This is a genomic window from Streptomyces fodineus (genome assembly GCF_001735805.1).
Lineage (GTDB): Bacteria > Actinomycetota > Actinomycetes > Streptomycetales > Streptomycetaceae > Streptomyces > Streptomyces fodineus.
In genome coordinates, this window is sequence record NZ_CP017248.1 from 8,759,895 (window position 1) to 8,786,650 (window position 26,756).

Consider the following 26,756-nt stretch of genomic DNA (forward strand, 5'->3'; position numbering starts at 1 on the left):
GCTGATGGTGATGCCCAGGGCCTCGTAGAGCGGACCTTTCTTCTCGACGGCGGCCCTGTGGCGTGCACGAGGCGAACTCATCGACTTGCCGTCGGCAGTCCTCGGCGCCGGGAAAGCCGCCGGCCTCACTCCCACTGAACGCTGCGTTGCCCTCCTCGCAGGCATCCGCGACAGCCGCCTGATCACCCGACCGTCGTTCTTCCAGATGAAGAACGCACGCGACGCCCGCCGCCAGGGCATCCCCCTCGCGGTGATCCAGCACGAGGACGTCCTCATCTTCACCAAGCCGGTCAGCCCGAACAGACCACGCGACGGCGCGCTGACGCTGAGCAGGCCACCGTGTGGAAACCGAGCGACCCGGACACACGCCACTGGGGGCGCTTGCCGATCCCGTATCCACAAGACGCAAGTCGGTGGTGGCCGCCACCGACCCGTCTGACGGACAGGCCACCTGCGGAACTCGTTGAGGCGCTTGTGCAGCCCAGCAACCGATGACTCGCCAGGCCCCAAACAGCTTTCGGGCCAGCGGGACCACCACCGCTGCCGGTTGGACGGGCCGCTACGACCGCCAAGTGTGGCTTGGCCGCACGCTGACGGCGGAAGCTGCCGTGCCGATTCCTCGCTCTGGCTGGAACCGGCACGGCAGGTACTCGGCTTGCTGCCGGACTACGCAGTCCGTTCCTGGGGCGCCGCGCGATAGGTGCGCGGGCGATCGGTGACCTGCTCGATGAGACCTTGCGTGGACAAGGTGACGGGCGCGTTGGCGACGGCACCGGACGAACGGTCGATCACGCGGCTGATCCGTGTGGCGGTGAAGGATTCACCGGGGTGGGCGTTGAGGTGGTCGATGACAAGCTGTCGGAGGGCTCCGCGGGCAAGGCGCTTGCTTCCGCCGGGTGAGGCGGTTGCGGGGGTGATGCCATTCGGCTGGAGGGTTGTGGGGCGCTGGGCAGGTGGCGGAGCGGATGAGGCAGCCCGCTGCGATGCCGGCGCGTCGCACTTCTCGTCGGTTCGATAATCGGTGGACTCGTACGGTTCCCTCATCTGGTGGTTGTTGCCCGGGGCTGGGGCAGCCGCGCAGCGTGCGGCGATTGCCTGTGCTACCGATTCCTCACGAATGCTGGGTTGTTCCAACGCCGGGGTCGGGGCGGTGTGGGGGGCGTGCCAGAGGTCGGGCCGGCGATCGGGGCCGTTCTTGATACCTCGCTTGCGGTGGGCGAGGTTTCGCTCTTCGAGGGTGACGAGGGCCTTGAAGGTGCTGGAGCGGGCGGTGTCGGCTGCTTGGGCGATGTCGTCGACGGTGGCTGGGTCGGTGAAGGCGTGCAGCCCTTCGACCACCCTCGGGTCTTCTGGCACCGGCAGGAGAACAAAGGTAAGCGCGGAGCTCAGGTCACGGTCCTGCGTCATCTTCAGGCTCAGGGCAAGCACTTCGACTTTGTTCTCACCATCGACTCGGACGGCGAGCCCTTCCCGGATGCCCTGGAGCAGCAACTGCGGGCCATGAGCAACCCGAAGATCCAGGCCACCACCGGCATGATCTACATCCGCAACTTCGAGGAGACCTGGGTCTCCCGGGCCGCTGACATCGACATCGGAACTTCGTGCGTGATGATGCGGTCCTCACGCTCCATGCTCGGAGCGCTGGAGACCACCTCGGGCGCCCTGGCCCTGTACAGGGCCGAACTCCTCTACGACCATTTGGACGCCTACGAGGTGGAATGCGGGACCGGAGACGACCGCTGGCTGGCCCTGCGGGCTCTCATGCGCGGCGAGGTCGTGGCCGTCAACGAAGCCGGGGTGGTCACCGACATGCCGACCACATTGAAGAAGACGTACCGCCAGCGCCTCCGCTGGGCCCGGTCGTGGTGGTGGATGCTCCCGTTCGTCTACTCGCGACTGTCCATGAAGCAGCTCATCTCGCCGACTTTCGGCCTGCTCCAGCTCGTCATCACCCCCGTGATGCTCACCTGGACCGTCGTGATGACCGCGATGACTCTGGGTGGCCGCTACCACAACCCAGGCGCGGCCTTGGTGTATCTCGGGGTGTACCTCGTCGTCCGATACGGCCAGGCAGGTCTGTATGTCCTCATGCGGCCGGACATCACCACACGCCAGCGGTGGCACTCGTGGCTTGTAGGAACCCCGGCAGCCGTCTTCATGAACATTGTGCTGCTGTGCCCCACGCGCTACTGGGCCCTCTTCAAGCTCCGCGACAACGCGTGGCAGTCACGAGGACTGACAGCCAAGACGGTCCTACCGAAGGGACGCCACCGCGCTGAATCCTCGGACCTCATGAACGCATGAGTGTCGGGCGGCCAGTGAGTCGCTCAGAAGGAGCGAGGTTCAACTGCTCGGCTCTCGACACCGTTGTGGCCATGGGATGGTTCCGGAGGCAGGAACCATTCGGCCGGCCATCCTGTGGGGCTCGGAAAGTCGTCGCTGCAGGTCAGGCCGCGTATCGGGACTCATTGATGACGCCGCTGAGGATGCGGGTGCGGAGGAGCCTGCGGCCTTCGAGCTCGTGCACGGTGATGGGCTGCTGGTCGGCGTCCGGAGGTCGTCGGTTGCGGGCCTGGTGGGGGCGGTGGTCGTTGCAGTGCCGCTCGTAGGCGGTCAAGACGTGCCGGGCGTGGGCCCCGTTCAGGATAAGGACGTGATCGAGGGCTTCGCGCCGGATGCTGCCGATCACCCGCTCGCAGTGGGCGTTCATCCGAGGTGCTCGCGGCGCACTCTTGAGGATCTCCATCTCCTCGGCCTCGAAGACGGCGTCGAAGGACTGGCCGTACTTGCCGTCGCGGTCACGCAACAGGAAGTGCAGGGACTCCATGCGCGTGCCGAGGTCGGCGGCAAGGTTCCGCGCTCGCTGCACCGTCCACTCACGGGTTGGGTTTGCGGTGACGCCGGCGATGTGCAGGCGTCGGGCGCCGCGTTCGAGGAACGCCAGTGCGTGGCCTTCGTCCGAGGGCAGTGTCGAGGTGGAAGAAGTCGACGGCGATGATGCTCTGGGCCTGGTTGGTGAGGAACTCCCGCCAGGTTGGCTCGGTACGGCGCGGGGCTGGATCGATGCCCGCTGCGGGGAGGATCTCCCATACCGTGGAGGCTGCGATGGGGTGCCCGAGTCGGGCCAGTTCGCCCTGGACCCGCCTGTGTCCCCACCTCGCGTTCTCTCGAGCGAGCTGCAGGATCAGCTTTTTGAGCGCTGCCCTGGTGGGCGGCCGTCCAGTGCGGCCGCGTCGGGCGCTGTAGTCACACTTCGCGGCGATGAACCTGCGGTGCCAGGCCAGCAGGGTACCGGGAGTGACCGCGAAGACCTCGCGCCGGCGGCGCCGGGGCATCAGGCTGGAGAGTGCGGCCAGCCAGAACCGGTCGGCGGGCTCGTAGCGGACCAGGCCGGCGATCTGACGCCGTAGCACCGCATTCTCGTGGCGGAGGACAAGCAACTCGGCGTCCTTCGAGGTGTCGCGGCGCAGCAGCACCGCGGGGACGGACAACAGCTTGCGGGCTACCTTGTACAGCATCGAGAGGATCAGGGGGGACATGGTCCCAGCCGGGACCGCTCTACCATCCCAACCTGCGGCGATGACTTTACGAGCCCCACACGTTGCGGGTACGGCCGGGTTCGGGCGGATAGCGCTGGTGTGGCCGTGGCGGCACGAGTAGCCGGGACGGTGGTGGGCGCAGTGGGATTCCATGCGTCGACCGCAGACGCCGCAACCCAGCAGCCTGGCCAGGAGATACGTGCGCCCGCGTACCGTCTCCCGTCGGGCACGGAGGTTCCGGACGCTGCTTCTCGGCCAAGGAGGCCAGGCCTTCTTCGCGCCCAGTCCGCAGATACTGCGCGGCCAGCGCCCGCTCTGCGAAGTCCCGGGATCGGCGAGAGGTGGCCACCCGTAGTTCCACCTGGTCAACAAGTGGTGTCGGTCTGACCGAGCTCAGGAGGCGGCGGACGTCAGGTACGTCAGGCACACCCCTCCCTTACAATCAGGCGTCTTTTGCAGGGTCCAGCGGCCGTTGACGGTCGCGGAGGAGAAGTTCGACTCGGCGTCGTCCTGCTCCACCTCGCCCTCCTTCAGGGCGTATCCGGCCTTCGGGAGTTGCTTGTGCAGGAAGGACAGCGCGGAGTCGAAGCCGCCCCGTACGACTGTGACAACGACGAGCCGGTTACCGGTGCGGTGCTCCACCGAGGTGACGACCGCGCCGTCGGGCACCGGCAGGGTCGCCGGGAAGTCCTTGGGCAGCGGCAGTGAGGTGGCGGTAGGACAGCCGCCGGACGCGGTGTCGGCCGCCTTCGTGGCAGACGGATCTGCTCCTTGCCCGGCCGTATACCGCGTCTGTCTTCCGGGCCCGGCGTGCTTGGTCGTCGTCGAGCATCCCGTGACAGTCGCCAGGCCGAGGACTACGCCGCCCAATGCGGCAGCGGGGAGGAAGGACTTCACCTACTGGCCTCCTTTGGGCTTCGTGTGTGCACCGCGGACCACGGCGTCATACGCGCCGTACAGCGTGTTGCCGGTGGCCTGGCGGGCGATGGAGGCCAGTGCGTCGTAGTTCTGGGGCCCGCCGGTAGCGCAGGTGCCGGTGCAGCCGTCGGCGTACGCGGCGAGCACGCGGCCCTGGGCGTCGAGGGTGACGTCGATGAAGTCCAGAAGATTGCGGTCCTGGCCGCAGGTGGTGCCACTAGTGCAGATCGAGCCCCTCTGGACCGGGTCGGTGGGTGTGGCGTCGACGGTGACCCACGAATGGCCGCCGTCGTAGGTGGTGGCCACGTACAGGTGCCAGACGCCCTTGAAGCCGGCCGTGTCCTGGTAGTTGCCGCCGGTCGTGGTGCCCAGGAAGGCGAAGGCGGCGCGGTCGTCGTCGCCTGCGGTCACGGCCGGGAAGACGATGTTCTTGATGCCGAGAGCCGCGCCGACGTTCTGGTCGTACAGCCACGTCTTGCCCTCGTCGTGGCTGACGGCGATACGCGCAGTGCCGTCGCTGTTCTGATAGCCCATGTAGACCGTCCCGCCGGCTCCGACGCCCACGCTCGGGTCGGAGTCACCGGGGGTGCTGGAGGGGTTCTTGCGGACCGTCCACGTCAGCCCGTTGTCCTCCGAGACGGCCACGGCCTGGTTGCCGCCGCAGCCCTTGTTGGGAACGTACACCGTGCCGTCCGGCGCGAGCTTCACGTGCCCGTGCAGACCGCCACAATCCAGCAGCGAGTACATCGGAACGGCGGGCCCATAGGCGAGACCGCCGTCCCGACTGACCGCGCAGGAGGCGTCGGCGATGTCCTGCGAGCAGTAGTAGACGGCGTTGGGGTAGGACGTGAGGGCGCCAGGTCCGCCTGGGGCGAAGGGGCCGCCACCGATGGTCTGGTGGTCCACACCGGAGTTGATGCCGGAGCCGCCCGTCGGCGTCCATGTCTCGCCGTCGTCGTCGGTGTAGCAGGTCAGAGCAGTCTTGCCGGCGAGCTGCGACTCGAAGGTACGGTGGGCGGCCGGGTCGGTGAACAGGATCGGGTCGAGGCTGGTGGTGCTGCCCTGGGGGCAGCCGTTGGCCGCGTGCGCGCTCTTGTCCTGCCAAGTGGCGGTGCCGTCGCTGTCGTAGGTGACCTTGAGCGTCGAGGTGTACGCCTGGAACATCGCGGCGCCACTCGCGCGGTCCACGCCGATCGAGGGTTCACCGGCGTTGTGCGCGTCCTTGATGCCGTCAGGTGCCGAGGAGCTGGAGTACGTCGGCGGGACGGCCGTGCTCGGCGGCGGATCGGCCGGGTTGGCGACCAGGCTTGCGACGCCGGTGAACCTGTCACCGAGCGGTGCGTACGGCACCACGCGCACGGTGTACGACGCCGTCAGCGCCGGAAGCAGCACGGTCTCGGGGTCGCTGGAGGACGCCGAGGCGGCCACCTCACGACCGTTCGCGTCGAGGACGTAGAGGTCGAAGTCGGCTGCGGTGTCGGGCCACTTGATGTCGATGCGTAGGCTGTGATCAGCGTCGTAGCCCGCAGGTACGGACACCTTCAAGGCATAGTCGTCGCAGAGTTGCGGATTCCCGCAGCTGACCGGTCCCGCGGTGCCGGAGATGTTCGGGATGACGAAAGGACCGGCGCTCCACGTGGCCGTGGGCGCCGTGTCGCTGACCGAGCCCGAGGGCGGAGCGGCGGCGTCGGCCGACACACTCGGCAGAGCACCGGAGACCAGCGCCAGCAACCCCACGGCAACGCGCCACCGCGACCGACTGTTGCGGTGAAGACGTAGCGCGGAGAAGAGAGCCACAAATTCCTCCGGGGTTCGTGAGTTGGACGAAGACTGGATGGTGCGTGGCGATACTGATCAGGCCTTCGTCTGCTCTACGGGGAGGTAGGCGGCGTCCGTCGCAAGGAATCCGAACTCTTTTCGCCCGACACACTGCCGCGCTGGCACCGCGACCTGCTTCGCCGCCGCCACGCCGAGGCCTCCCGCCCCAAACGTCCCAGGCGACCGCGCGCCGTACGTTCCGTCAGTGGGTTCGTCGTCCTTGGCATCACGGTCGCCGCATCCACTGTGTGGAACATCCTCAAGGAGCACGGCATCGGCACCGCACCCGAGCACACCTGCACAACCGGCGCTGCATTCCTACGCTGTCAAGCACAGGCCATCCGCGCCGTCGATTTCTTCGCGACCAAGACCCTGACCGGGGCGACCCTGTACGTCCTCGCGACGATCGAGCACGCCACCCGGCGTGTGCGGATCCCCGGTGCGACCGCGCACCCGACCGCGGCATGGGTCACCCGACTCGCCCGAAATATGCTCATGGACCTTCAGGACACGGACGCCGGCGTGGCACCCTCGGTGAGCAGGGCAAATCCCGCGCCGGCCTGCTGGTTGCCGGCTGTGCGACGCAGGACGCCGTCGTCGTCGAACTCCAGCCTCGGCAGCCGTAGCGCCATGTCGGCGCGCTCGGCCAGAGCCACGTCGACCTTCTTGAACATCTCGTCGAGCTGTGTCCCGACTCACACGCCGGGACGGGCACATCGAAGCGAAGATAAGGACAACGGTTCGATCTCTGTGCCTGTCAGAGGCTGACACCGGAGTCCTGGTGCGCGGTAACGTGCCCGCTCGGCCTGATCATCGCACTGTCCAGGGACTGTTATGCCCGATCCTTTCACGCCGCCGGACGACCGGCCGGCAGCGCCCGTGACCGCCCGTGTGACGGCGGAGTCGCGAGCCGGGTCCTTGAGGCGGCGTCAGTTGCTGTGGTCCGTGCTGCCACCGGGCGTGGTCGCCGTGGCCGGTGCGGTGGCCACCGCGCTGGTCAGTGATGGCCACCTGGACCGGGCGGACCAGGTGGCGATGTCCGGCGGTGTGGTCCTCGTCGGCGCCATGGCGGCAGGAATCGCGGGTGTAAGGGCTTCGGCGGAGGCACGAGCAGTCACCAAGCACTCGACGGAGCTGTCCCGTGCGGCCGACCGGGACCGTGCCGAGCTGGCCGAGCTGATCCGTATCACAGCCGAGGGCAGAGCCGAACTGGAGTCGCTGTTCCGTCGGCTGAGGGCCGGGGAGCCCCCTGTGCGGCGCCGGCCAGAACTGCCCCCGCAGACCGGCCCGGACGACCTCTCCCGCCTCGGATTCGAGATCGCTGCGGCCCGGCACGAGGCGGAGGCAGCCCTGCTGGAGACCGCCGCTGGTGCGCTCGGCGCGGAACACACCGCCCGGCTTGAGCAGTTCGAGGTGTTCGCCAACCTGGCGCGTCGACTCGAGTCACTGGTGCACCGCGAGATCGGACTGCTGGACAGCCTGGAGAACGAGGTCGAGGACCCCGACCTGCTCAAGGGGCTGTTCCGGGTGGACCATCTGTCCACCCGGATCCGCCGCTACGCCGAGAACCTGGCCGTGCTCGGCGGCGCGAACACCCACCGCCAGTGGACCCGTCCCGTCGGCCTGACCGACGTGCTACGTTCCGCCGTCGCCGAGATCGACCAGTACGCCCGGGTCAAGCTGGTCCCGCCCATCGATGGAACGGTCAGCGGCCACGCCGTGGTCGACGTCGTCCATCTGCTGGCCGAGCTGCTGGAGAACGCGACGGTCTTCTCACCGCCCCAGACCACCGTGCACGTGCGGGTCGAGCCCGTCGCTGCCGGGGTGGCGATCGAGGTCGAAGACCGAGGCCTGGGCATGTCGGCAGCCGAGCGCAACCAAATGAACACGGTGTTGGGCGCACCCGACAAGGTCGCCCTCGGCGAGCTGCTGCAGGACGGCCGGATTGGCCTGTACGTGGTCTCGGTCCTGGCCCAGCGGCATGACATCGCCGTGCAGTTGCAGAGCAACGTCTACGGCGGCACTCAGGCCGTCATGGTGTTGCCCACGGCACTGCTCGGCCCGCAGCCGGCAGCTCCCGCGCCCGAGCACCCCGCTGTCGCGACCCCTGACGCGGTGCCGCAAGACCCAGGGGAACCCGAGGCGACGGACCCCCCGGCGACAGTGCTGACCGTCGTCGCGGATCCGCGCGTGTCCGATTCCGAACCCCAGCCCGCCCCGATGCCCTCCGACGGCGAGGACGACCGTCCGCGGCTGCCTCAGCGCCGCCGCCAGGACCACGCCGCCGAACAGCCGCACCCGGTCCCCAGCACCGGTGCCGCCGAGGACATCGCACACGACCCGGGCCTGATGGCCGCGTTCCAGACCGGACTGCGCAGAGCCGAGGAAGCGGAGACGCACTGACAGCCGAGCCGCCCTGAAGGCCCCGGGGCCCCGTCCAGCAAGCCGTTTCCTTCCGTCGAAGAGGAGTACACGATCATGGCGAGCGAAGACCTTTCCTGGCTGTTGACGGGTCTGGTGAACCGGGTGCCACACACCCGAAGTGCCTTGTTGCTGTCCTCGGACGGACTGGTGAAGGCAGCGGAAGGACTCGACGAGGACGCCGCGGATCAGTTGGCCGCCCTTGCCAGTGGGCTGTACTCGTTGGCGCGCAGCGCGGGCCGGCACTTCGACGACGGCGGTGACGTGCGACAGATCGTGACGGAACTCAGCTCCTCGCTGCTGTTCGTCTCGGCCGCCGGGCACGGCGCGGTGCTGGCGGTGCTGGCCGGACGCGAGGCGGACGCAGCGGTGCTGGGCTACGAGATGGGGATGATGGTGAAGAGCGTGCGCCCGCACCTGGCCACACCGCCCCGGCACCCGGTGGGATAACCGATGACGCCGGTCCTCCCAGACGGACCGCTGATCGACGAAGCGGTCGGGCGGCTGGTCCGTCCCTACACCGTGAGCGACGGCCGGACCAGGGCCACGTCCCACTTCACGCTCGTGACCGTGGTGCGGGCCACTGGCGCCCAGACGCACGGCGCCTTCGGACTGGACCATGCGCAGGTGCTGGCGCTGTGCGAGCGGCCGGTGAGCGTCGCCGAGGTCGCGGCCCGGATGCAGGTGCCCGCCGCCGTGGTCAAGGTGCTGCTGTCCGATCTGGCCGAGGGAGGCGCGGTGGTCGCAGGTGATGCGCCCCCGCCTGCCCCGGGCCACTCCGCACGACCTGATCGAGACCTCCTGGAAGCGGTACGCGATGGCCTCCTCAAACGACTGTGATCCGCTGCCCGTCAAAGTCCTGCCGGTGGGAATCAAGGTGCTCATCGCCGGCGGGTTCGGCGTGGGAAAGACGACCTTCGTCAACGCGCTCAGCGAGATCGAGCCGCTGAGCACCGAGGAGATACTGACCGCCGTCAGCGCGGCCACGGACCGGCTGGACGGAGTGGAGAACAAGGCCACCACCACGGTGGCCCTGGACTTCGGCCGGATCACGCTCAGTCCGTCCCATGTCCTGTACTTGTTCGGCACGCCAGGACAGGAACGCTTCTGGTTCATGTGGGACGAGCTCTCCGAGGGAGCGCTCGGGGCGGTGGTCCTCGCCGACACCCGCAGGCTGGAGCACTCCTTCGCAGCGGTGGACTTCTTCGAGCGCCGTGGCATCCCCTTCGTCGTTGCCGTCAACGAGTTCGACGGCGCCCACCGCTACCGCGCGGAGGAGGTGCGGACCGCTCTCGACCTCAGGCAGGAGGTGCCGGTGGTGCTGTGCGACGCCCGCGTCCAGAGCGCGGGCATCCGCGTGCTGCTCGAACTGATTCAGTATCTGCTCACGACAAGGAGTTCCCATGGCAGCGACACCGACCGACTCCTCCGGGCCTGAGTCCGGGATCGCCCTGCGCCACCTGCTCCTCCCCCCGGAGGACCCACAGGCGCGTACCCGAACCGAGCGGCTGCGCGAGCTGGGCATCGAAGCCCGCCCGGATACGGAACTCGACGCCTTCGCGCGGAAGCTGGCACACCGTACCGGTGGCTGCTACGCCGGGGTCAACTTCTTCCTCGACGCCGACCGCCAGTACTTCGCAGGGTTGTACAGCGTCGCACAGGACACCACGGTCCACGTGGGACCGCCGTTGCTGGAGGACCCGGTGCCCGGCCGCGTCATGCCCCGCGACATCGACATGGGCATCTGCCCGCACGTGGTCAAGCGCCGCCGGGCGCTGGTGCTGGAAGACATCCGGGACTTCCCGCGGTTCGCCGGTAACCCCGTGGTCGACGCGATCGGCGTCCACTCCTACCTGGGCGCACCGCTGATAGACAGCACCGGCGTGGTGCTCGGCACGATCTGCGTAGTCGACCAGGACCCGCACCCATGGGGGCGTACGGGGCTGGAAACCATCAAGGCCATGGCAGCGGAACTGGTCGAACGGCTCGAGGAGTCGGCGCGCCGTCGCAGCTGACCAGCGCTGCCGGACTCGCACAACCCATCCATGGTCTGTGAGCTGCAGGTTCTGGGAAACGGCCGTCGACAAGCGGGCGGGCTGGTCGGACACCCTATGTCGTTTGATGTCGAAGCCTCCCACGGCCCAGCCGTCGGCCAGTGAGCGGCTCCGACCGTCGGGAGGGCGCCGGGTGCGTGGACGGGCGAGCCGGCCCGACGGAGCCGGCGGACAGCCAACTCCTTTTGGACACGCAGCGTTTACATGCGTTCGACCCGTCGACCGGCGGGACTTGTTATGGTGTTACTCATTGGTAGCAAGCTGAGTGGGGGGCGCGGGGAGACCTGCGGCCATCTCGCCGCCGGGCTAGTGGCGAGACGGATGACCTGGCAAGGGGGCCCGGTCAACGGCTTCTGCGCGTGCGCATCACGCGGCCGTCGAACTCCAGTTCCCTCACCCGCTGACCCGGACAGGTGGGACTCGACACATGGCTCGTTCCCTGGTCGAATTACTGACCGTACACACCCAGCAACAGCCCGACCGTACCGCCTACCGGTACCTCCTCACCGGCGACTGCGACGGGGACACCCAGGAGATCTCCTACGGACAGCTGGCCCGCCGCTCCCGGGCCGTCGCCGCCTGGCTCCAGGACCGTGGCCTGGCCGGCTCGCGCGCCCTCCTGCTCCATCCGCCCGGCCTGGAGTTCGTCTCCGCCTTTCTGGGCTGCCTCGCCGCCGGCGTGGTCGCCGTGCCGGGGGTGCCCCCGAAGGGACGGTCGCAGAACCACCGCGCTCTCATCCGGATGAAGCGTCTGATGGCCGACTCCGACGCCAAGGTGATCCTCGGAGGCCGTGAAGTCATCCGTGCCTTGCGCACCTGGACCGAGCACCTGCCCGACCTGGACGCGGTCACCTGCGTCGCCACCGAGGACATCCCCGACGACGCGGCCGGCTCCTGGCACGCCCCCGACCTCACCGCCGACTCGGTGGCCTTCCTGCAGTACACCTCCGGCTCCACCTCCGCTCCGCGCGGTGTGGCGGTCACCCACGGCAACCTGCTGGACAACGAGCGGATCATCACCGAGCGGATGGGGCACACCCCGGACGCCCTCGCGGAGCACGGCGGGGAATTGATCCTCAGCTGGCTCCCCGTATACCACGACATGGGTCTCATGGGCCCGGTGCTGAACACGCTGTACCTGGGCGCCACGGCCACGCTCTTCTCGCCGCTGCACTTCCTGCAGAGCCCCGATCGCTGGCTGACCGCGATCAGCCGCTACCGGCCGCACACCAGCGGCGGCCCGAACTTCGCCTACGAGCTGTGTCTGAAGCACGCCACCGCCGACCTGGTCGACAGCCTCGACCTGAGTGCGTGGAAGGTCGCCTTCAACGGCGCCGAACCGGTGCGCGCGGCCACGCTGCGACGATTCAGCGAGGCCTTCCGCGCGGCCGGCTTCCGCCATCAGGCGTTCTACCCCTGCTACGGCCTGGCCGAGGCCACCTTGATGGTCACCGGCGGTGCGGTGGACGCCCCGCCCACCCTGCTGGAGGCCGCCGAGACCGGCCCGCACGCCGGCGAGGCGGACGCGGCCGCCGTGGGCTGCGGCCGGCCCGGGGCTGGGATCACCGTGGTGATCGCCGACCCTGACCGGCAGGAGGAACTGCCCGAGGGCGAGGTCGGCGAGATCTGGGTCGCCGGCGCGAGTGTGGCCAAGGGTTACTGGCGCAACACCCTTGTCACCCGCGAGACCTTCCGCGCCACCCTGTCCGGCCGCGAGGGCCGCTTCCTGCGCACGGGCGACCTCGGCTTCCTGCGGGACGGCGAACTGTTCGTCACCGGCCGCCTGAAGGACCTCGTCGTCATCGACGGGCGTAACCACTACCCGCAGGACCTGGAGCTGTGCGCGGAGTTGTCCCACCCGGCACTGCGGCCCGGCTGCACCGCAGCGTTCTCCGTGGACGCCGGCGGCGTGGAGGGCGAACAGGTCGTCGTGGTGGCCGAGGTGGCGCCCGAGGCGGCCGGCGAGGCCGAGAAGATCACCGACCTGGTGCGCAGCGCGATCGGTCAGGCCCATGGCCTGTCGGTGAGGGACGTGGTGCTGGTCCGCCCCGGCACCATCCCGAAGACGTCCAGCGGGAAGATCCAGCGCCACGCCTCCCGGGCGGCCTACCTCGACGGCACCCTCGCCTCGGTGTACGTGCCCGTCACGGGATGACCCCACCGCCGCCGGCGCGCCCGCCCGCGCCGGCCGCACGTCCGTCGACTTCGGCCGTACATCACCCGATCTCAGCCGTACGCCGCTGCCGCATGCGGTCGTGCGGAATCCGCCCGCATCACCGTTGCTTGAGGACACCTGCCCAGATGCCTGCGAACGAGCCCCGGAAGCAGTCCACCATCACGCCGCTCACCACTGCCGAGGACGTACGGGCCTGGCTGGGGTCGGCCGTCGCCGAGGCCGCCGGGCTCGACCCGCGGGCCGTCGACCCGGACCGGCCGATCGCGGAATTCGGGCTGGGGTCACGCCGGTTGGTGACGCTGGCCGCGGAACTCTCCGCACGGACCGGCCGACCACTGGAGCCATCGCTCGTCTTCGACCACCCCACGATCGCCGCGCTGGCCGACGCGGTCCTCGGCGAGCCGCCCGCTCCGACGGCCGGCCCGGCCCGTGCCGAGGCTCCGCCGCGGGCGGCGGACGACGACATCGCCATCGTCTCCATGGCTTGCCGCTTCCCCGGTGGCGCCGACGACCCCGAAGGGCTGTGGCGGCTGCTCACCGCCGGCGAGGACGCCATCTGTGAGGTACCGGCGGGCCGTTGGGACACCCAGAACCTCTACGACCCCGACCCCGAGGCCACCGGCAAGGCGTACACGCTGCGTGGCGGCTTCCTCGACGGCATTGACCGCTTCGACGCCGCCTTCTTCGGGATCTCGCCACGAGAGGCCGACGCCATGGACCCGCAGCAGCGGCTGCTGCTGCAGACCAGCTGGGAGGCGATCGAGCGGGCCGGGATCGTCCCCGAGACGCTGCACGGCAGCCTCACGGGCGTCTACATCGGCCTGTACGACAGCGGATACCTCGCCTCCGCCTCGCTGGCCCAGCTCGACGGGCACGTCGGCACGGGCTCGGCACCCAGCGTGGCCTCCGGGCGCATCGCCTACACCCTCGGTCTGCAGGGCCCGGCGGTCACCGTCGACACCGCCTGCTCCTCCTCCCTCGTCGCCCTGCACCTGGCGGCCCGCGCGCTGGCGGCAGGTGAGTGCGACCTCGCCCTGGCGGGCGGCGCGAGCCTGCTGGTGACCCCGCGGGGACACGTGGAGTTCAGCAGGCTGCGTGGGCTGTCGCCGTCCGGGCGGTGCAGCCCCTTCTCGGCCGACGCGGACGGCGTGGTGTGGGCCGAGGGCTGCGGTGTGGTGCTGCTCAAGCGGCTGGCCGACGCTCGCCGCGACGGCGACCAGGTGCTCGCCGTGGTCAAGGGCTCGGCCGTCAACCAGGACGGCCGCAGCCAGGGGCTGAGCGCCCCCAACGGCCCGGCGCAGGAACGGGTGCTGCGCGCCGCCCTCGACGCCGCCGGACTCGCACCGGACGACGTGGACCACGTCGAGGCGCACGGCACCGGCACCCGGCTCGGCGACCCCATCGAGGGTCGCGCACTGGCCGCCGTGTTCGGACCGGGCCGCCCCGCCGACCGGCCTCTCGGCCTCGGCTCGCTGAAGTCCAACATCGGTCACACCCAGGCCGCCGCGGGCATCGGCGGCGTGATCAAGACGGTGCTCGCGCTCGGGCACGAGCTCATACCACCGTCCCTACACGCCGAGACCCTCACGGAGCACGTCGACTGGGCCGGCAGCGGCCTGGCCGTGCACGGCAGCGCCCGGGCGTGGCCGCGCGACGGCGACCGCGTGCGGCGGGCCGGGGTGAGCGCGTTCGGTATCAGCGGCACCAACGCGCACGTCGTGCTGGAGGAGGCACCACAGGACGTCGTCGCACCGGCCGGGGCGGAGGCGGAGTTGCGCGGCCCGACACTCTTCCCGCTCTCCGCCCGCACGCTCCCCGCGCTCCAAAGCCAGGCCGGTCGACTTCACGCACGTCTCGTCGCGCGGTCGGAGTTGCCGCTGCCCGCCGTGGCCGCGACGCTGGCCCACCACCGCACCCACTTCGAGCACCGTGCCGTCGTCCAGGCGGCCGGCCGGGACGAACTGCTGAGCGCGCTGCGGGCCCTCGCGGAGGGCCGGCCCGATCCCGACCTGACCGCCGGCCCCCGGCGGACGCTGCCCGCGGGCAAGGTGGCCTTCGTCTTCCCCGGTCAGGGCGCCCAGTGGGTTGGCATGGCACGTGACCTGCTCGAACGCGATCCCGTGTTCGCCGACGAACTCGACCGCTGCGACGCCGCCCTGCGACCGTTCACCGTCTGGTCCGCGGCTACGGCTCTGCGCGGTGAGGCGGGAGCCCCGTCCCTGGACCGTGTGGATGTCGTCCAGCCGGTGCTCTTCGCGGTGATGGTGTCCCTGGCCGCGGTGTGGCGGGCCCGTGGCGTCCGGCCGGACGCCGTGATCGGGCACAGCCAGGGCGAAGTGGCCGCGGCCTGCGTCGCCGGCGCGCTCAGCCTCAACGACGCGGCCGCGGTGGTCGCCCTGCGCAGCCGGGCTCTGACCGAGCTGTCCGGCACCGGCGCCATGGCCGTCGTCGGCCTGCCGCACACCGAGGTCGTCACCCGCATCAGGGGTCTCGGTGGCCGGGTCTCGGTCGCCGCCGTGAACAGCGGCCGGGCGACCGTGATCGCCGGTGACGTGGAGCCGCTGGAGGGCCTGCTCGCCGACCTCGATGGGGAACAGGTCTTCGTCCGTCGCCTCGACGTCGACTACGCCTCCCACAGCGCCCGGGTCGAGCAGGTGCGCGCGACGATCCTCGACGAGATCGACGGCGTGACCACGTACCCCACGTCGGTCGTCTGGTACTCCACCGTCACCGGTGAGCCGGTCACCGAGGAGTTGGAGGCCGACTACTGGTACACCAACCTGCGCGAACCCGTCCGCTTCGCGCCCGCGGTGGAGCGCATGGCGGCAGACGGCTACCGCCACTTCGTCGAACTCAGCTCGCATCCGTCCCTGCTCACCGCGATGCACACGATCGGCGAGGACTTGGGCCACGAACTGGTCGCCGTCGGCTCCCTCCGCCGCGACGAGGACGGACCCGCCTGTCTGGACCGCGCCGCCGCCGAACTGGACGTCCACGGACGGCGGTTGGACTGGCGGCGCCTGGCCGCCGACACCGTCCGGGCGGACCTGCCGACCTACGCCTGGGACACCCGGCGCCACTGGATCGCACCCGAGTCCGCTTCGGGCGGTCCGGGCCTGTTCGACCGTGCCGCGCACCCGTTGCTCGGCGTCCAGTTGCAGTCGGCCGACGAGACCCGCTGGACCTTCCGCAACGAGTGGTCCCAGGCCACCGCCGACTGGCTGTCCGACCACACCGTGTTCGGCCGGACCGTGATGTCCGGCACGACCTTGCTGGAGCTGTGCCGAGCCGCCCTCGCCGTGGCCCGCCCGGACGAGCCGGCCGACGTGACCGACCTGCTGTTGCTCACACCCCTCGTGCTGCCCGCATCCGGCACGGTGGAGGTGTCCGTCGAGGTGGTCACCGCCGGCCCGGCACCCGAGCTCACCGTGCACAGCCGCCCGCGCGGCCAGGAGGCCACCTGGACCCAGCACGCCACCGCCTCGGCGGCCGGGACGACCCCGGTGGCGGGGCGGCCGCCGGTGTGGCCTCAGGCGGCGGAGGCCGCCTGGAGCCCGGACACATACGAGCGGCTGACCGGGCTCGGCCTCGGCTACGGTCCGGCCTTCCAGGGCGTACGGGAGGCGGTGGTGACCGGCGCCGGCGAGCTGCTGGCCCGGCTGTCGCTGCCGTCCGTGGCCCACGACCTGGCCGACCCCTACCCGGTCCACCCCGCGCTGCTGGACGCAGCGCTGCACGTGGCCGCGGCCCTCGAAGGAGGCGCCGCCCCCGATGGCCGGGTGCTCCTTCCGGTCGCGGTGGGCCGCGCAGCGCTGTCGCACCGCGGCGCCGACGACCTCACCGTGCTCGTGCGGCGCACCGGCGCCACCGAAACGGATCTCACGCTGGACGTGACGCTGTGGGACGCCGACGGCTTCCCCGCGGGCCGGCTGGAGGGGGTACGGCTGCGGGCCGCGAGCCCGGCGGATCTCGTCGGCGGTTCGGGCAACGGGCGGCACCTGTACGAGGTGGCCTGGACGACCGCGCCCGAACCGAGCGTCCAGCAACCGGCCGGTGACTGGACCGTCGTCGGCGACCCGTCCGACCCGGACGTCGTCGCAGCCCTGCGCGGCCTCGAGGCCGCGGGGATCCAATGTCGCGACACGGCTGGCGACGTGCTCGTACGGTTCTGGCCACAACCGGCCGAGGACGCCGAAACGGCCGCCGCCGCACGGCAGGTGACGGAAGCCGCGCTGGCCGAACTGCAGACACTCGCCGCACAGGAGAAGGCACCCACCCGGACCATCTGGGTGACCCGCGGCGCGGTCGCGGCCGACGACCGGGACACCGTGCCGGGCCTCGCCCAGTCGGCGCTGTGGGGCCTGGCCCGCAGCGCCCGTGCTGAGCATCCGGACCTCGGGCTGACGCTGCTCGACCTCGAGGACACCGATCCCGCGGCTGCCCTGCTCGCCGCCGTCGCTCACCGGGACGAGCCCGAACTCGCCCGGCGCGCGGGCACCTTGCTCGTGCCCCGGCTCGTGCGCGCCCGCGCCGCCGACATGGACCGTGCACGGACACCCGTCGACGGCACCGTACTGATCACCGGAGGCCTCGGCGCCGTCGGACGCCACATCGCCCGGCTCCTCGCCGAACGGGGCGTGCCCCGCCTGCTGCTGACGTCCCGGCGCGGAGCCGACGACCCGCGCACGGCCGAGGTCATCGCGGAACTGGCAGCGCTCGGCGCCGCGGTCGAGGTGGCGGCGTGCGACGTCGCCGATGCTGCGGCCTTGGCCGACATCGTCGGTCCTGTCGCCGACGAACTCCGCGGCGTCGTGCACTGCGCCGGCGTCCTGGACGACGGGGGGTCGCCGAGCTGACCCCCGAACGCCTCACGCGGGTGCTCAGCCCCAAGGTGGACGGCGCCACCCACCTGCACCGGCTCACCGCGGACGCGCAGCTCGACTTGTTCCTGCTGGTCTCCTCCGCCGCCGGTGTCGTCGGCAACGCGGGTCAGGCCAACTACGCCGCCGCCAACGCCTTCCTCGACCAACTCGCCCACCACCGGCGCGCCCTGGGGCTGCCCGCGGTGTCGATTTCCTTCGGCGCCTGGGCGGGCGAGGGTCTCGCCGCCGAACACGCCGACCTGGAGCGGATGGCCCGCCTCGGCCACCGCGCCCTGCCTCCGGAACAGGGCCGCGACCTCGTCGAACTCGCGCTGCGCCGGGGCGCCCCGCACCTGGTCGCCTGGGCGCTCGACCTGCCCCGCCTGCGTGAGACCACGGCCGGCGCGGGCGGCGGTGCGGCCGCGCTGTGGCGCTCCCTGCTGCCCGCGCCCCGCACCGGGCAGGACGGCGCGGACGGCCTGGCGGACCGGCTGGCCCGGCTGCCGGAGGCCGAGCGCGCCGACCGCGTCCTGGCGCTGGTCCGCGAGGAGGCCTCCCGCGCCCTCGGTCTGCGCTCGGCGGAGTCCGTCCGCGCCGACCAGCCGCTGCGCGACCTCGGCATGGACTCGGTGACGGCGGTGGAGCTCCGTAACCGCATCGGCGCCCGCCTCGGCTCCAGGCTCCCGGCCACCCTGCTGTTCGACCACCCCACCCCGGCCCGCCTCGCCGAACACCTGCTGGCCACCGTGATCGCGACGAGCGGCCCCACCGCCCGCCGCCCCGTCGCCGCGCCGCACCCCCGCACTGCGGCGCACGACGAGCCGGTCGCCCTGGTGGCCATGGCCTGCCGCCTGCCGGGCGGCGTGGGTGACCCGGAGGAGCTGTGGCAGCTGGTCGCCGAGGGCCGTGACGCGGTCGGCCCGTTCCCGGCCGGGCGCTGGGACGTCGAGTCGCTGTACGACCCCGACCCGGAGGCGCCGGGCAAGTCGTACGCCCGGGAGGGCGGATTCCTGGACGAGATCGAGTCCTTCGACGCGGGCTTCTTCGGCATCACCCCGAAGGAGGCGGCCGCCATGGACCCGCAGCAGCGGCTGTTGCTGGAGACCGCGTGGGAGGCGCTGGAGCGCGCCGGGATCGTGCCCGCCGAACTGGCGGGCAGCACCGCCGGCGTGTACGTCGGCATGTTCGGCAGCGACTACCTTTCGGGCTCGCGGCTCGACCAGCTGGACGGGTACGTCGGCACCGGGTCGGCGCTCAGCGTGGCCTCGGGCCGGCTGGCGTACGCGCTCGGGCTGCACGGCCCGGCGCTGACGGTGGACACGGCGTGCTCGTCGTCGCTCGTCGCGGTGCACCTGGCGGCGCAGGCGCTGCGGTCGGGCGACTGCGACCTGGCGCTGGCCGGCGGTGTGACGCTCATGGTGACCCCGCAGACCTTCGTGGAGTTCAGCCGGCTGCGGGGCCTGTCCCCGACCGGCCGCTGCCGCTCCTTCTCCGACGACGCCGACGGCGCCGTCTGGGCGGAGGGTGCCGGCATGCTCGTACTGAAGCGGCTGAGCGACGCGCGGCGGGACGGCGACGAGGTGCTTGCGGTGCTGCGCGGCACGGCGGTTAACCAGGACGGTCGCAGCCAGGGCTTGTCCGCGCCCAACGGCCCGGCGCAGGAACAGGTGATCCGGCGGGCCCTGGAGCTGTCCGGCCTCGAACCCGCCGACATCGACTACGTGGAGGCGCACGGCACGGGCACAACGCTGGGCGACCCGATCGAGGCGAACGCCCTGGCGCAGGTCTTCGGTGCCTCCCGCCCCCGGCACCGCCCGCTGTACCTGGGCTCGCTCAAGTCCAACCTCGGGCACACGCAGGCCGCCTCGGGCATCGCCGGACTGATCAAGGTGGTGCAGTCGCTGCGCTACGGGATGCTGCCGGCCACCCTGCACGCCGGTACACCGAGCCGGCACGTCGAGTGGTACGGCAGCGGCCTGCACCTGCTGCAGGAAGCCGTGCCGTGGCCGGCGGCGAAGGCGCGCGTCCGGCGGGCCGGCGTCAGCGCCTTCGGGATCAGCGGGACCAACGGCCATGTGATCGTGGAGGAGGCCCCGCCGTCCGCGCCGGAGCCCGGTCTCGCAGGTGAACCGCCGTCCGGCAAGCGGCTGTTCATCCTGTCCGGGCGGAGCGAGGCCGCGCTGCGCGGGCAGGCCGCACGGCTGGCCCGGCACCTGACCGGGGACACGCCGCTGCCGGACGTCGCCTACACCCTGGCCCGGCACCGCAGCCACTTCCCCTGGCGGGCGGCGGTCACGGCGGGCGACGTGGACGAACTGCGCGCCGCGCTCGATGCGTTGGGCAGCAAACGGGCGCAACCGGCCACGCCGCGGGAGGAGGAGACGGGCAGGGTGGCCTTCGTCTTCTCCGGGCACGGCGGCCAATGGCCGGGCATGGGCCTGGAGTTGCTGTCCGGGTCGGCGGCGTTCCGCGAGGAGCTGACCCGGATCGACGAGGCGGTGCAGCGGCACGTCGGCTGGTCGGTGCTCAACGCGCTGCGGGCACCGGAGGAGTTCTCCCCGCTGCATCGGACCGAGTGCCTGCAACCGGTGCTGTTCGCGGTCAACGCGGCGCTGGCCGCCGCGTGGCGGGCCCTCGGCGTGGTCCCGGACGCCGTGGTCGGGCACAGCCTGGGCGAGATCGCCGCCGCGTACAGCGCGGGCGCCCTCGGCCTGGACGACGCCGTGGCCGTGGTGACCGGTCGGGCCGAGGCCGTCGTCCCGCTGGTCGGGCAGGGTGGCATGGTCGCGGTGGAACTGCCGCGGGCGCAGGTCGAGGAACTGCTCGCCCCCTACGCGGGCCGGCTGTTCGTCGCCGCGGTCAACAGCGCGGGCTCCACGGCCGTCTCCGGCGCCGCCGACGCGCTGGCCGAGCTGCGCCGCGGGCTGGAGGAGCGCGGGATCGCCGTACGACGGCTGTCGACGCCGTTCGCCTCGCACACCCCGCTGATGGAACCCCTGCGCAAGGAGCTGCTCGACCGCTTCTCCGGCATCCGGGGCGCACGGGCGTCGACCCCGCTGTACTCGACGGTGCTGGCCGAACCCGTCTCCGGCGACCGGCTGGACGCCGAGTACTGGTACGCCAACCTCAGGCAGCCCGTCCGTTTCGCCGACACCGTCCGACGGATGCTGGACGACGGCTACCGCTACTTCGTCGAGCTCAGCCCGCACCCGTCGCTGCTGTCGTCCATCGAGGCGGTTGCGGCCGAAGCCGGCATCGACGTGGCCGGCGTCGGCTCGCTGCGCCGTCAGCAGGACGGACCCGGCATGCTGCTGCGCAGGGTCGGCGAGTTGTACGTCGCGGGCCACACGCCCGACTGGCCCGCGCTGTTCCCGCAAGGCCGTCGCGTCGATCTGCCGACGTACGCCTTCGCCCGTGAACGCCACTGGCTCACGCCCGCCCCGGCCACAACCACGGGCTCCTCACCGCTCCTCGGCACCCACCTCGAGTCCAGTGACGAGCCCGACCGGCACCTGTTCCAGAGCGACATCGACCTGCGGGACAGCCGCTTCGCCTATCTGAGTGACCACCGGGTGGACGGCGAGGTCTGGCTGCCCGGCGCCGCCTTCCTCGACATGGTGCTGGAGGCGGCCTCCGCGGTGCAGGACGGGCGCCAAGTCCACCTGAGCGAGATCGAGTTCGTCCAGCCGTTGCGGATGGATCCCGAACGGCCCGTACGGGTGCAGCTGGTGCTGCGGCCCGCCCGGGACGGCTTCCGGTCCTTCACCGTCGCCTCCGCGGGCGCCGGCGAGCGGCGCCCGCGGTGGGTGCGGCACGTCGGCGGACGCGTCGCGGTGACCGGCGAGCAGCCCCCGCCCGACGTACGGCTCGACGACGTGTGGCTCACCACTGTGCGTGAGCAGTGCACGCAGGACGCGGACCTGCCGGCGGTGTACGCCGGGCTGAGCGCCCTCGGCATCGACTACGGCCCCGCCTTCCGGGGCCTGGAGCAGGGCCGCCGCGGCCACTCGGCGGCCCTGGGTCGGCTGGCCGCCAGGCCCGCCGCGGGTCATCTGCTGCATCCCGCGGTCCTCGACTCCGCCTTCCACACGGCCGCCCTGCCTCAGGACGCGCCCGAGGGCCGGGCGTTCGTGCCCGCCGGGGCGGGGCGGCTGCGGTTCACCGGCCGGCGCACCACGCCTGCCTGGGCCGGCTGCGAACTGCGCTCCGTGTCCGGCGACACCGCCACCCTGGACATCAGGATCTGGGACGAGGACGAACAACTCGTCCTGGAGATCGAGGAGTTCCGGCTGGCCGCGCTCTCGCCGCTGGACGGCGCCCTCTTCGAGACCCGCTGGCACCCGCGCCCGGTGGCGCAGGAACCGCCGGTGAAGGGCAGCTGGCTGGTCCTGGCCGACGACACCGGGGTGGCGGATGCGCTCGGCGAGCGGTTCGGCTCCTCGGTGCCGCATGTCGTCGCCCGCCGGGGCAACGCCTTCGCCGTCGAGGGACCGGGACGCTACGTCCTCGATCCGGCCGACCCCGACCACCTGGCCCGGCTGCTGGAGGAGGCCTTCGCGGGCGGACAGCCCGAGCAGGTGGTGCAGCTGACCGCCCTCGACGCCCCGGCGATCGGCGACGCCGGATCGGCCGAGCAGGCGGCGCGGCTGTGCTGCCTGAGCACCCTGCACCTGGTGCGCGCCCTCGTCGGCCGTCCGCAGGGCCGGGCTCCGCGCCTGTTCGTGGTCGTACGCGGCAGTCAGGCAGCCGGTGACAGCACCGGGGTGACCAACCCGCAGCAGGCGCTCGCCTGGGGCTTCGGGCTCACGGTGGCGCAGGAGTACCCGGAGCTGTCGACCACGCTGATCGACCTGCCGCCCACCGACGGCGTCGACGCCCTGTGGACCCAGCTCAGGCACGCCGACGACGAACGGCTCGTCGCGCTGCGCGGCACCGGACGCCTGGTGCCGCGCCTGGCCCGCACCCGCCCGGACGACGGCCATCACGGCGAGACCTCAGTGGACGGTGTGCACCTGATCACCGGCGGTCTGGGCGGCCTCGGCCGCGTCGTCGCCGAGCGGCTGGTCCGCCGCGGGGCCCGCCGGCTGGCTCTCATGAGCCGGGGCGCGCCCGACGCGGAGGCCGGCAACTGGATCACGGGTCTGGAAGCGCGAGGCGTCACCGTGCACCTGGCCCGCGCCGACGTCGCCGACCGGGAGAGTCTCACGGCCGCCCTGGACGCCGTACGGCACGCCTGCGGCCCGGTCGCCACGGTCGTGCACACGGCCGGTGTGCTCGACGACGCCATGGTGGCGAACCTGACCGACGAACGCGTCCTGCGCGTCCTCGCCCCGAAGGTTCTGGGCACCGCTCTCCTCACCGAGCTGATCCCGGAGGCCCGGAACCTGGTCCTGTTCGCCTCCGCGGCAGGACTCCTCGGGTCGGCCGGGCAGAGCCCGTACTCGGCGGCGAACGCCTTCCTCGACGCCTGGGCACACCACCTTTCCCACTCCGACCGCCGGGCGCTGAGCCTGGACTGGGGTGCCTGGGCCGGTGTCGGCATGGTCGCCGGGTCCGGCACCCGGGCCGCCGAGACCAGCCGCTCGGGCCTGGTCGCCTTCTCGCCGCAGGAGGGCGGCGAGCTGTTCGAGCGGGTCCTGGCCACCGCCCGCCGCCAGCTCGCGCCGATCGCCCTGGACCGGGAGATGCTGACGCTCGTCCCCGACGCGGTGCGCACCCGCCCGATCCTGGGCGACCTGATCACCGTCCCGACGGGCACGGCCGCCTCGGACGACCTCGTCAAGAAGGTGTTCGCGGCGACGACCGACCAGGACCGCGCCACCTGGCTGGAGGCGTACGTCCGGGCCCGGGTCGGCGAGGTCTCCGGAGGAGCGGTCGACGCGTCGGCGACCACGGCCCTGAAGGAACTGGGCCTGGACTCCCTGATGCTGGTGCGGTTGCGCAACGCCTTCGTCCGCGAACTGGGCGTGGAGCCGTCGGCCGCGGACGTGTTCGCGGCGTCCGACATCCGCGGCCTCGCCCAGGCCCTGGCCGAGGGCCTTCCGGAGCGGGGCGCCGTGGCGCGGCAGGCCTCCGGCGACCTCGCCCGGGAGGTCCCGGAGACCGAACTGCGGCCCGCGACGCGCGACGTCGTACGACTGCTGCGCAGCGCCCGGCCGGGCATGCCGGACGCGGCGCACGGCATCGGCCTCGCCGTACGGCTGATCGCGCCGACCACACCGGAGACGCTCACCGGCATCCTCACCCGGCTCGTCGCGCGACACGCGGCCCTGCGCACCGCGATCATCACCGGGGAGAAAGGCGTCCGGCAGCTGCGCGTGGACCGGGAGCCGGCGGAGCCGGTGCTGCGCTGCACGGCCGTCGAAGGCCCACTCGACGGCGCCGAGCGCCTGCGCGCCCTGATGGAGCCGCCGTTCGACCTGGCGACGACACCGCTGTGGCGGTTCGAGCTGGTGGACGGCGGCGCACACGGCCAGATTCTGGTGTTCGGCGCCCACCACGCGGTCAGCGACCTGCAGTCGCTGCTGCTCGTGGCCGGGGAGATCGACGCGGAACTGTCCGGCACCCCCCTCGACGCCGCCGTCACCAACCGCGACGTCGCCCTGCTCATCGAGGCCCAGCAGGGCGGCGCGGGGGCGGGCGCCGAGTGGCGCGAGCACTTCCACGGCAGCGAACGGCTCGACCTGGAGCTGGACCGGCCGACCCCGGCGACCCGGTCGTACCGGGCCGGCAGCGTGACCGCGACGATTCCCGACGGGCTGACGGAACGGGTCGCGGCGGCCGCGAGCAGGCTGGCCGTCACCCCCGCCGCCTTCTGCCTCGGCACCCTGACGGTGCTGCTGGCCAGGAAGCGGGAACGGGAGCGGTTCGTGCTCGCCGTGCCCGTGGACACCCGCATCCACGCCGACGCGTACGACGCGGTGGGCTTCTTCGGCGTGCCGGTGCCGTTCCCGGCCGAGGCCCGCGCGGGCGAACAGGTGGCCGAGGTGCTGCGCCGCACCGACGCGCGCCTGCAGCGCCTCCTGGCCAAGGGCGCCATGTTCACCGACGTCCTGGCCACCCTGGCCCGGCAGGGCCTGCACCGGGAGAACGCGCCGCTCGTCGAGGTCTACTTCAACTACGTACGGTCCTCGCGCCACCTCACCCGGCTGGAGGTGCTGCCGGCCGGCACCGGCTACTCCGACCTCGACCTGATGATCACCATGACCCCGGACGCGGCACGCATCCGGCTCGACCACAACTTGGACATCCTGGACGCCGCGACCACCGCCGAGCTGGGGGAGGAGTTCCTGCGGCTGTTGGGGGAGGCGGCTGAGGACCCTGCGGCACCGGCGCGCGCCGGCACCCGGGCTCCCGCGGGTACGGCGCCCGCACCTCGCCGGTCCCTGGCCCTCGCCGCCACCTTCGCCCTCGGCAACCTCCCGCTGATGTGCGAGGCAGCTGTCGAGAACCTGGCCGGGGACGGCGGACCGGCGATCGCCGAGGCGCCGTACCACCACGTGCTCGCGAGTCTCCAGGACCCCTCGGGTGTCTTCGCCGACCCCGCGACCGCGGTGGGTGCGGTGCTGCTGCGGGCGGTGGACCTGGAGCGCTTCGGCCCGGTCGACGACGCGCTGCTCGCCGAGCTGCGCACCGCCTACGCGGCCGCGCTGAAGGCCCTGTCGGAACGCACCCGCAAGCCGCTGATCGTCGGCTTCCTGCCCGCCGCCCGTCAGGAGGACCGACTGACGCAGTGGGAGCGCGAGGTGGCCTCCGACCTGGCCGGCCTGCCCGGCATCGCGGTGCTCGGCACCGACGACTGGACCCGGCATCACCCCGGTGGGGAACGCTTCGACGAGCGGACCGAGCGGCTGGCCCACCTGCCCTTCACACCGCCCTTCCAGGCGGCCGTGGCGCTGCGGCTCGGCGAGGTCGTACGGGCGGTGCTGCGCCCCGCGCCCAAGGTGATCGCGGTGGACGGCGACGAGACCCTGTGGGGCGGGGTCGCCGGCGAGATCGGCCCCGAGGCCGTCGACCTGTCCGGCCCGCGTGCCCTGCTCGCGCGCAGGCTGCTGCAGTGGCGCGAGACGGGCGCGCTGCTGGCGCTCGTCAGCAACAACGACGAGGCCACGGTCCGCGCCGTCCTGGAGCGCCCGGACAGCCTGCTGAGGGCGGAGCACTTCAGCGTGCTGTCGGCCGCCTGGGGACCGAAGCCGGGCCGCCTGGCCGAGGCCGCACGCACGCTCGGCCTCGGCCTGGACAGCTTCCTGTTCCTGGACGACAACCCCGCCGAGATCGCCAAGGTGCGCTCCGCGCTGCCGCAGATGCTGTCGGTGACCTGCCCGTCCGCGGACGAACTGGAGGAGTTCCTGGGCCGGTTGTGGCCGCTGGTCCCGGCGGCGGCGACCGCCGAGGACGCGCTGCGGGCCCGGTTCTACGCGCAGGAGCGGGAGCGGGAGACCGTCCGCGAAGCGGCCGGGTTCGAGGAGTTCCTCGCGCAGCTGGAGCTGGAGGTCGACGTCCGGGCGCTGTCCGAGGCCGACGTACAGCGGGCCGAGCAACTCGTCCGCCGAACCAACCAGTTCGTGCTCCACTCCCGGTCGGCCGACGGCGGCGACGTCGCCCGGTGGCGGGAGCGGGGCGAGGTGTGGACGGCGGCGGCCCGGGACCGGTTCGGTGACTACGGGCAGATCGCCCTCCTCGCCCTGTGCGCGGACCGCGACCAACTCGAGGTCACGGGCTGGCTGATGAGCTGCCGGGCGCTCGGCCGAGGGGTCGAGGAACGCCTGTTGCAGTGGCTGGCCGACCGTGCCGAGGAACTGGGCTGCACGAAAGTCCGGCTGACGGCGGAGCGCACGGAGCGCAACGTACCGGCACGGCGACTGGTGGCCGCGCTCGGCGGCGGTGACCAGGACGACGAGAGCCTGGAGGCCGTGGTCACACCGGACCACCTGAGGGCGTTCCGGTCCTGGGAGCAGCAGTGAGGACG

The 26,756-nt window shown here is 71.9% G+C and carries 13 protein-coding genes and 3 pseudogenes; 10 read left to right on the forward strand and 6 right to left on the reverse strand.

The window, feature by feature from the left end:
* Window positions 1-52 precede the first annotated feature (52 nt).
* Window positions 53-439: pseudogene (locus BFF78_RS49845) on the forward strand (hypothetical protein); the annotation flags it as partial.
* A gap of 227 nt (window positions 440-666) precedes the next feature.
* Here the strand turns inward: BFF78_RS49845 and BFF78_RS46530 are convergent.
* Window positions 667-1,338, reverse strand: a complete 672-nt coding sequence (locus BFF78_RS46530; protein ID WP_159033128.1) for a hypothetical protein — start codon at window positions 1,336-1,338, stop codon at window positions 667-669.
* Between BFF78_RS46530 and BFF78_RS38040 the strand changes: the two genes are divergently transcribed.
* The gene (locus BFF78_RS38040; RefSeq protein ID WP_227026028.1) at window positions 1,321-2,304 is read left to right on the forward strand and encodes a glycosyltransferase family 2 protein; all 984 of its coding nucleotides are present in this window, start codon (window positions 1,321-1,323) and stop codon (window positions 2,302-2,304) included. The genes BFF78_RS46530 and BFF78_RS38040 overlap by 18 nt on opposite strands.
* Window positions 2,305-2,446: 142 nt before the next feature.
* Here BFF78_RS38040 and BFF78_RS50300 read toward each other — a convergent pair whose 3' ends face one another.
* The 4 genes from BFF78_RS50300 to BFF78_RS38055 all read right to left on the reverse strand — a co-directional run bounded on the left by BFF78_RS50300 (window position 2,447) and on the right by BFF78_RS38055 (window position 6,194).
* Window positions 2,447-2,869, reverse strand: a complete 423-nt coding sequence (locus BFF78_RS50300) for an integrase core domain-containing protein (RefSeq protein WP_418346724.1) — start codon at window positions 2,867-2,869, stop codon at window positions 2,447-2,449.
* Between the two features lie 7 nt (window positions 2,870-2,876).
* Window positions 2,877-3,518 carry a hypothetical protein gene (locus BFF78_RS50305; RefSeq protein ID WP_418346725.1) on the reverse strand — a complete coding sequence of 214 codons (642 nt, stop codon included), beginning with the start codon at window positions 3,516-3,518 and terminating at the stop codon, window positions 2,877-2,879.
* 414 nt (window positions 3,519-3,932) lie between these two features.
* Entirely contained in the window at window positions 3,933-4,436 is a 504-nt protein-coding gene (locus BFF78_RS46535) for a hypothetical protein (protein ID WP_159033129.1), read from the reverse strand.
* A complete protein-coding gene (locus BFF78_RS38055) occupies window positions 4,437-6,194 on the reverse strand; it encodes a hypothetical protein (RefSeq protein WP_069782599.1) in 1,758 nt (585 codons plus the stop codon).
* A 174-nt stretch (window positions 6,195-6,368) separates the two neighbouring features.
* Between BFF78_RS38055 and BFF78_RS50310 the strand changes: the two are divergent.
* Window positions 6,369-6,785: pseudogene (locus BFF78_RS50310) on the forward strand (integrase); the annotation flags it as partial.
* On the opposite strand, the gene BFF78_RS46540 reads toward BFF78_RS50310, so the two are convergent.
* Window positions 6,779-6,949 (reverse strand): hypothetical protein, encoded by a 171-nt coding sequence (locus BFF78_RS46540; protein ID WP_159033130.1) that lies wholly within the window; start codon window positions 6,947-6,949, stop codon window positions 6,779-6,781. The pseudogene BFF78_RS50310 and the gene BFF78_RS46540 overlap by 7 nt on opposite strands.
* A 259-nt stretch (window positions 6,950-7,208) precedes the next feature.
* Between BFF78_RS46540 and BFF78_RS38060 the strand changes: the two genes are divergently transcribed.
* From BFF78_RS38060 to BFF78_RS48725, 7 genes and pseudogenes are all read left to right on the forward strand, one after another.
* Window positions 7,209-8,678, forward strand: coding sequence for a sensor histidine kinase (locus BFF78_RS38060; protein WP_227026029.1), 1,470 nt, complete (start codon window positions 7,209-7,211; stop codon window positions 8,676-8,678).
* 75 nt (window positions 8,679-8,753) lie between these two features.
* Complete coding sequence (locus tag BFF78_RS38065) at window positions 8,754-9,146, forward strand: roadblock/LC7 domain-containing protein (RefSeq protein ID WP_069782601.1); 393 nt, start codon at window positions 8,754-8,756, stop codon at window positions 9,144-9,146.
* Between the two features lie 3 nt (window positions 9,147-9,149).
* Window positions 9,150-9,536, forward strand: a complete 387-nt coding sequence (locus BFF78_RS38070) for a DUF742 domain-containing protein (RefSeq protein ID WP_069782602.1) — start codon at window positions 9,150-9,152, stop codon at window positions 9,534-9,536.
* Window positions 9,514-10,134, forward strand: coding sequence for a GTP-binding protein (locus tag BFF78_RS38075; protein WP_069782603.1), 621 nt, complete (start codon window positions 9,514-9,516; stop codon window positions 10,132-10,134). Before BFF78_RS38070 ends, BFF78_RS38075 begins: the two co-directional genes overlap by 23 nt.
* Window positions 10,100-10,711 (forward strand): GAF domain-containing protein, encoded by a 612-nt coding sequence (locus BFF78_RS38080; protein ID WP_069782604.1) that lies wholly within the window; start codon window positions 10,100-10,102, stop codon window positions 10,709-10,711. Before BFF78_RS38075 ends, BFF78_RS38080 begins: the two co-directional genes overlap by 35 nt.
* Window positions 10,712-11,177: 466 nt before the next feature.
* A complete protein-coding gene (locus tag BFF78_RS38085; RefSeq protein ID WP_069782605.1) occupies window positions 11,178-12,905 on the forward strand; it encodes a fatty acyl-AMP ligase in 1,728 nt (575 codons plus the stop codon).
* Between the two features lie 146 nt (window positions 12,906-13,051).
* Window positions 13,052-26,751, forward strand: a pseudogene (locus tag BFF78_RS48725) (SDR family NAD(P)-dependent oxidoreductase).
* The last annotated feature ends 5 nt before the right edge of the window (window positions 26,752-26,756 follow it).